General features: G+C 50.0%; 6 protein-coding genes. All 6 read left to right on the top strand.

The window, feature by feature from the left end; all coding sequences use genetic code 11:
* Nucleotides 1–72 precede the first annotated feature (72 nt).
* The 6 genes from GPK90_RS00400 to ymfI all read left to right on the top strand — a co-directional run bounded on the left by GPK90_RS00400 (nt 73) and on the right by ymfI (nt 6,222).
* On the top strand, nt 73–861 hold the full coding sequence (locus GPK90_RS00400) for a LysR family transcriptional regulator (protein ID WP_215701840.1): 789 nt from the start codon (nt 73–75) through the stop codon (nt 859–861).
* Between the two features lie 12 nt (nt 862–873).
* A complete protein-coding gene (locus tag GPK90_RS00395) occupies nt 874–1,740 on the top strand; it encodes a LysR family transcriptional regulator (RefSeq protein WP_021905501.1) in 867 nt (288 codons plus the stop codon).
* Between the two features lie 260 nt (nt 1,741–2,000).
* A complete protein-coding gene (locus GPK90_RS00390) occupies nt 2,001–3,050 on the top strand; it encodes a beta-propeller fold lactonase family protein (protein ID WP_215701839.1) in 1,050 nt (349 codons plus the stop codon).
* Nucleotides 3,051–3,062: 12 nt separating this feature from the next.
* Nucleotides 3,063–4,316 carry an SLC13 family permease gene (locus tag GPK90_RS00385; protein ID WP_118532581.1) on the top strand — a complete coding sequence of 418 codons (1,254 nt, stop codon included), beginning with the start codon at nt 3,063–3,065 and terminating at the stop codon, nt 4,314–4,316.
* Nucleotides 4,317–4,640: 324 nt separating this feature from the next.
* Nucleotides 4,641–5,309, top strand: a complete 669-nt coding sequence (locus GPK90_RS00380) for an RraA family protein (protein WP_118532579.1) — start codon at nt 4,641–4,643, stop codon at nt 5,307–5,309.
* Between the two features lie 184 nt (nt 5,310–5,493).
* Nucleotides 5,494–6,222 (top strand): elongation factor P 5-aminopentanone reductase, encoded by a 729-nt coding sequence (gene ymfI / locus GPK90_RS00375; RefSeq protein ID WP_215701838.1) that lies wholly within the window; start codon nt 5,494–5,496, stop codon nt 6,220–6,222.
* Nucleotides 6,223–6,247 lie beyond the last annotated feature (25 nt).

Here is a 6,247-nt window from a genome sequence, read left to right as displayed (position 1 = left end):
CAACTATGGCACTATGCAAGAGATGGCAATTCATCTCACCACCTATAGAGGTGGGAGAATTCTTGCTGATTCTTGTTAAAACAAATGAAGACCGAATGGGGATGTACCATTGTGGACCGGACGCCAAAAGGCCTGACATTCACCGCAGAAGGAAATTTTCTTGCCGCACAGGCAGAAAAATATCTGGAGCTGTTCCATGACACAAAGGAAGAATTAAAAAAACTGCAGGATGCCGCACTGACGGAGATCGTGATCGGCGCTTCCTACACTTACAGCAAATACTCTCTCGCAGATGTTCTTGTTCCGTACCAGATCGCGCATCCAAATATAAAATTCCGGATCGTCAATGATTCCAGTGATGCTCTTTACCGCCAGGTCCTGGACGGATCCGTGGATGTAGGATTTCTGCGCGGGGATTATGAGGGACCGGTAAACAGGACTCTGTTAGGGGAGACCCGCGGTTTCCTTGTCACGAAAGGAGCCGTGGAAGTGTCTGCGCTTCCCGGACTGCACCGGCTGGACTATAAAACGAACGAAAAGACGACCAAGATCCTGAACAGATGGTGGGAAATGTGCTTTGAGAGCGCTTACCCGTCCGGAATGATGGTCGGGCACATCGACGGGGCATGGAAGCTGATCGATGAGGGGATGGGATATGCCCTGAGTTTTCTGCCGGAAAACTTTGAGAACCGGTATCAGCTGACGCTCACGCCGCTTACATGGCCGGACGGAACACCGGTGACGAGAAAAACATGGTTTGTGTACCCGAAGGAGAAACGACTGCCGGAAAAGCTTGTCGATTTTATAAAATATACAGAATCGCTTGCTGCTTCATTTTCATCTTCATCTGCTTATTTTTAAGAAGGAACTTCTATGAAAAACATTGACTGGAAAATTTTAAAAGTATTATATGAAAAGCGCAGCATCACAAAGGCCGCCGACGCCCTCTTTATGACCCAGTCCGCCCTGACAAAGCGGCTGCAGTCGATCGAGAGCGAGTGGGGCCGCCAGCTCGTGGAACGGACAAGCCGCGGCGTAACTTTCACAGAAGACGGAAAATATCTGGTACAGAAGGCAAACATCATGCTGGATTTTCTCCAGGAGATCGGGGACCACTTTGCAGACCGCCATACAAAGATGGAATCCTTAAAACTCGGCGTCCCGAACTCGTTTGCAAAGCGCCATCTTCCGAAACTCCTCGCCGCATACCAGAAAAGCGGAGCCAATCTCTATATCAAGACAATTTCCAACTCCAGCGACGTGATCTTAAAGGATCTGATCGACGATACGATCGATATCGGTCTCGTCTGCGGCGATTTCCCGTATCTCGGTGACCAGGTATGCCTGTTTCAGGAAGAGCTCTACATCGTTGCCCCGAAAACAGCAACCATGGATTCCATCGAACATATGCCACTCATCGAGACCTTCTATAATCCGATGGTCCGCATGATCATCAATCAATGGTGGAAAAGTCAGTTCGGAAGCAGTCCCCATGAGAAACAGCAGGTTCCCTACTTTGACATCGCCATCGAAATGGCAGAAAACGGGCTCGGGATCTGTTTCGTGTTCGGAGATGACTGGAAGATCGACGAGGAAAAACTACAGCTGATCCCTGCTTATGACCGGGACGGAAATCCTGTTTCCAGAAAAGTCTCCATGCTGATCTCGGACCGCTGCTATAAAAGCGAGGGAATCTCTGATTTTATCCGGTTTGTGGAAAACTATTACGGAGTAAACTGAAATTGGATCCGGCTGTCTGAAACCTGTTTGTAATCCGGCGTGATATTCCATAATGGAATACCGCGCCTATTCTTTTCCTGAATTTCCATTTGACATGTTAATAATTTATCATAAAGATATCACAAGACAGGATCCCTCCGATCTTTCCCTGAAGCCATCACTCCGGCTGCAGGAAATCCGGCATCGGATCTGGGAATCCCGTAACGTGATCAAGTGGGTATCTTTTATATGATCTATATTCATCTCAGGAGGAAAAGGAAATGAGCTACGCTTATGTGGGCTGCAGAACAACAAAAGAACGAAATGCACGCGGAAAAGGCTTAAAAGTTTTCGAGATCAACGACAAGACCGGAGACTGGAACCTGATCCAGTGTTTAAAGACGGAGGAGGAAAATCCATCCTACCAGACACTCGACAATGAGGGAAATTTTCTCTATTCCGTACACGGAGACAAGACAAAAGTCTCCAGCTATAAAATTCTTGAAGACGGAACTTTATCTCCGTTAAATATGATCGAAATCGGCGGAAAAAATCCGGTGTTCATCACTGCTGACAGAACAAACCGCTTTTTAGTCGTTGCTGCTCTCCAGGGCGGCGCTGTCTATGTCATTAAGAGAAATGAAGACGGAAGCCTCGGAGAGATCGTCTCTGAGACTCATCTTCCTGGCAAAAAAGAGGGAACTGTCTCCTTCGCGCACCAGTGCATCTGGGATCAGACAAAGACCTACCTTTTTGTTGTGACCCAGGGAAGGATCCAGGGCTACGGTCAGGTTCTCGTATACCGCTTTGACGCAGAAAACGGGACTCTCACCAAGACCGACTGCTTCCGCTCCAGAGAGTACGATGAGCCGCGCCACATCGCGATCCATCCGAACAACCGATATGCGTACCTGATCAATGAAAAGGGCAACAAGATGACATACTTCGGCTTTGATGACGTGAACGGAAAGCTTCTTCCGCGCCAGAACCTGCCGACACTTCCCGAGACATACACCGGAGAAGGACAGGCCAGCGCCTCTCTCCTTGATAAAAACGGTGAGATCCTCATCGGTTCCAACCGCATCCACGAATCCATCGTTCTCTACCGCATCGATCAGGAGACAGGTTATATGAAGGAGCTCGGCTACTACCCGGCAATGGGACTCACCCCGCGCTTCATCACCTTCAACCCGGATTACAGCCGTTTCTACATGGCAAACGAGGACAGCGATACGATCATCGAGATGAAGCTTGACTCTGAACAGGGCCGCATGGAATACACCGGCCGCGTGATCGCAGCCGAAAGTCCGGTCTGCATCACATTCCGATAGGGAGGTACACATATGAATCTTGGTCTTATTTCACTGATCGCTCTTTTAGCAGCCATCGTCATCGGCTTCGTCCGCAAGGCGAACGTCGGAATCTTATGTATCGGCTTCTCCATGATCCTCGGCCTCGTCTACGGGATCAAGGCTGGAGACATCATCAAAGGCTTCAGTTCCTCCCTCTGCATGCAGATGATCGGTATCACTTATCTCTTTGCCATCATCAACGAAAACGGAACTCTGGAGCTTCTCGCAAAAAAAATGGTAGCGCTTGTCGGACCGCACAAGGCGCTGATCCCGTTCGTCATGTACCTGCTCGGATTCCTGATCTGTGCGGTGGGACCGGGAGCTATCCCGTCTCTCGCGATCGTTCCGGTCATCGCGATCCCGGTTGCGATATCCGCAGGTGTGAACCCGATCATGACGGCAATCATCGGCGATCTCGGCGTTATGTCCGGACGTATGAGCCCGCTGACTCCGGAGAGTGCCGTTGTCCGTGAGCTTATGGAAGCACAGGGACTCGCAGGAAATACCGTTCCGATCATGATGTGCCTCACTGTGACAGCTCTTGTCGTGGCTGTTCTCGTGTACATCTACTACAAAGGATGGAAGGTCGCTCCGCACACAGCTCATGAGGACGTTCTTCCGAAATTCAGCAAAAATCAGTGGCTCTCCCTCGCGGGACTTGCCGCTCTCGCCATCGGTGCCCTGTTCTTTTCATGGAATGTCGGTCTCACAGGATTTACCGTCGGTTCTGTTCTGATCGTTCTCGGATGCGGCGATGAAAAGACTGCATTCAAGATGATCCCATGGAACGTGATCATCATGGTTCTCGGTGTCGGCATCTTAATGAATGTCATCTCCCTCTCCGGTGGTATCGACATCATGGTCGACGGTCTGGAATCCGTTATGGGTCCGAAGACAGCCGCAACGATCATGGCGATCGCAGCAGGTCTCATGTCCTTCTTCAGTTCCGGTCTCGGTGTCGTATTCCCGACCTTGATCCCGACAGCTAGCGGGCTCGCTGCGAGCATCGGCGGCGTGACAGCGTTAGAGCTTGTCTCCGTAATCGTTATCGGCGGAACTGTTTCCGGCTTCACACCGATCTCCACCACCGGTGCTCTCATCATGGCAGGTGTTGCGCAGCAGGAGGATGCAGATGAAAAATTCCCGCAGAACAGACTGTTTGTCGAGCTGTTCGCGGTATCCTTCATCGCGCTTGCGGTGTTGGCAGTATTCGCTTTTATTGGAATTTATAAGATTATTGCATGAATATGCTAATTTGCTAAATAATTTCGATTATTCCATTTTTTTTGTTCATTCAGGGACTGAAGGTCCCAAATACATCCTTTGGAATGCCTGGTGAATCTTCATCGGGCATTTTTCTTAAAAAGTAATAAATTTAAGGAATGGATCTTCATGACATTTTGGCATGATGAATTGCGCCAAATTCATAAAATCCCTGCTGTTTTTCTGATATACTAAAATTAAATTATGACCGCCTGGGAAGAATTCAAATGATTCTTCCGGAAATGATCTATCATTATTTAGAAAGGAGAATCACAGCTGTATGAATGCAGAAACGCTGTGATACAAATGACCATGTTCAATAAAGAAGAACGAACCTACTGGATCGAAAACTACAAAAAATTTCCGACTGCAAACATCTCCGATGCCATGGACAATCTCGGACTCCGCTCCGGAGTTGTACTCGGACTTCACGCTCTGGATGTCTACCAGCCGCGTACTGCAGGCTTTGCGAAGACGATCCGCCAGATGCGCAGAAAGACTGCATTCGACGGAAAAGCGCTGACAAAACAGGCATCCATCATCGACACCCAGACCGAATACGGCGATCTTCTCGTCATCGAGGCGACCGGTCTTACCGATATCGCCACAGGCGGCGCCATGTTAGCCACAAGAGCCCAGATGCGCGGCGTTATGGGGGAACTCACAAACGGAAGTCTCCGCGACATCGACGAGATCGCAGACCTGAAATTCCCGGTCTATCTGGGCAGCACAAGCCCGGTAAAAAGCGCCCGTTTCATGGAGACGGTTGACACCGATGTCCCGGTATTCATCGGCGGCGTCCAGATCTGCCCGGAAGACCTCATCCTTATGGACCGCACCGGCGTTGCCGTCGTTCCAAGTGCACATTTAAAGGAAGTTCTCGAAGAAGCCAAAAAGATCAAAGCAAAGGAAGACCGGATCGAAGACCTCGTCCGCGGCGGAATGAGCCTGAATGAGGCGAGACAGCAGAAATAAACTTACACAAAATCCCTCCGAAATATTTCGGGGGGGATTTTCATCGTTACCATTGTATGATTTAACCTGATATGTTATACTTCGCACATCGGAAAGCCGGACGACTTTCCCCTCTTCGATTGAAGAGCAATTATACATCTCTCCCACACATGAAAGGGAGAAATAAAAAATGAGGTGTCTCTCTATGAAAAAAACAGTTCTCGTCACCGGCTCCTCCCGCGGGATCGGGCGGGCGGTGGCTTTAAAATTTGCTTCCTGCGGATACCATGTCGTGATCAACTGTGCCCGAAGCACAGAACGGATGGAAGAAGTGAAAAAAGAAGTGGAGACGCTCGGTTCAGAGTGCCTGGCGGTACAGGCGGATGTCGGAAATCCGGAAGACTGTAAGCGCCTGTTTCAGGAGATCAAGTCCCGCTTCGGTCATGTGGATGTCCTCGTAAACAACGCCGGGATCTCCATCATCGGGCTCTTACAGGACTTGAGCTTTGAAGACTGGAACCGGATTCTCTCCGCGAACCTGTCCTCCGTCTTCCACTGCGCGAAGTTTGCGATTCCGGGAATGATCCACAACCACAGCGGAAAGATCATCAATATCTCTTCCGTCTGGGGTGTCTGCGGGGCCTCCTGCGAAGCGGCCTACTCTGCCACAAAAGGCGGCGTCAACGGTCTCACCATGGCCCTCGCCAAGGAGCTCGCCCCCTCCGGCATTCAGGTGAACGCTATCGCCTGCGGGGCCATTGATACGGAGATGAACGGATTTTTATCTGATGAGGAGCATGAGATGCTCTTAGACGAGATTCCCACCGGCCGCATGGGAAAGCCAGAGGAAGTCGCAGATCTCGTCATGAAACTCGTAGAAGCACCGGATTACCTGACCGGTCAGATCATTAAAATGGATGGGGGCTGGATCTAATCCGCCCCCATTGTTTTAACTTTCT

The organism is Clostridium sp. MCC344, from assembly GCF_018785365.1.
Classification (GTDB): domain Bacteria; phylum Bacillota; class Clostridia; order Lachnospirales; family Lachnospiraceae; genus Pilosibacter.
Note: the sequence above shows the minus strand (reverse complement) of the source record. Positions and strands in the feature narration are given on the sequence as shown.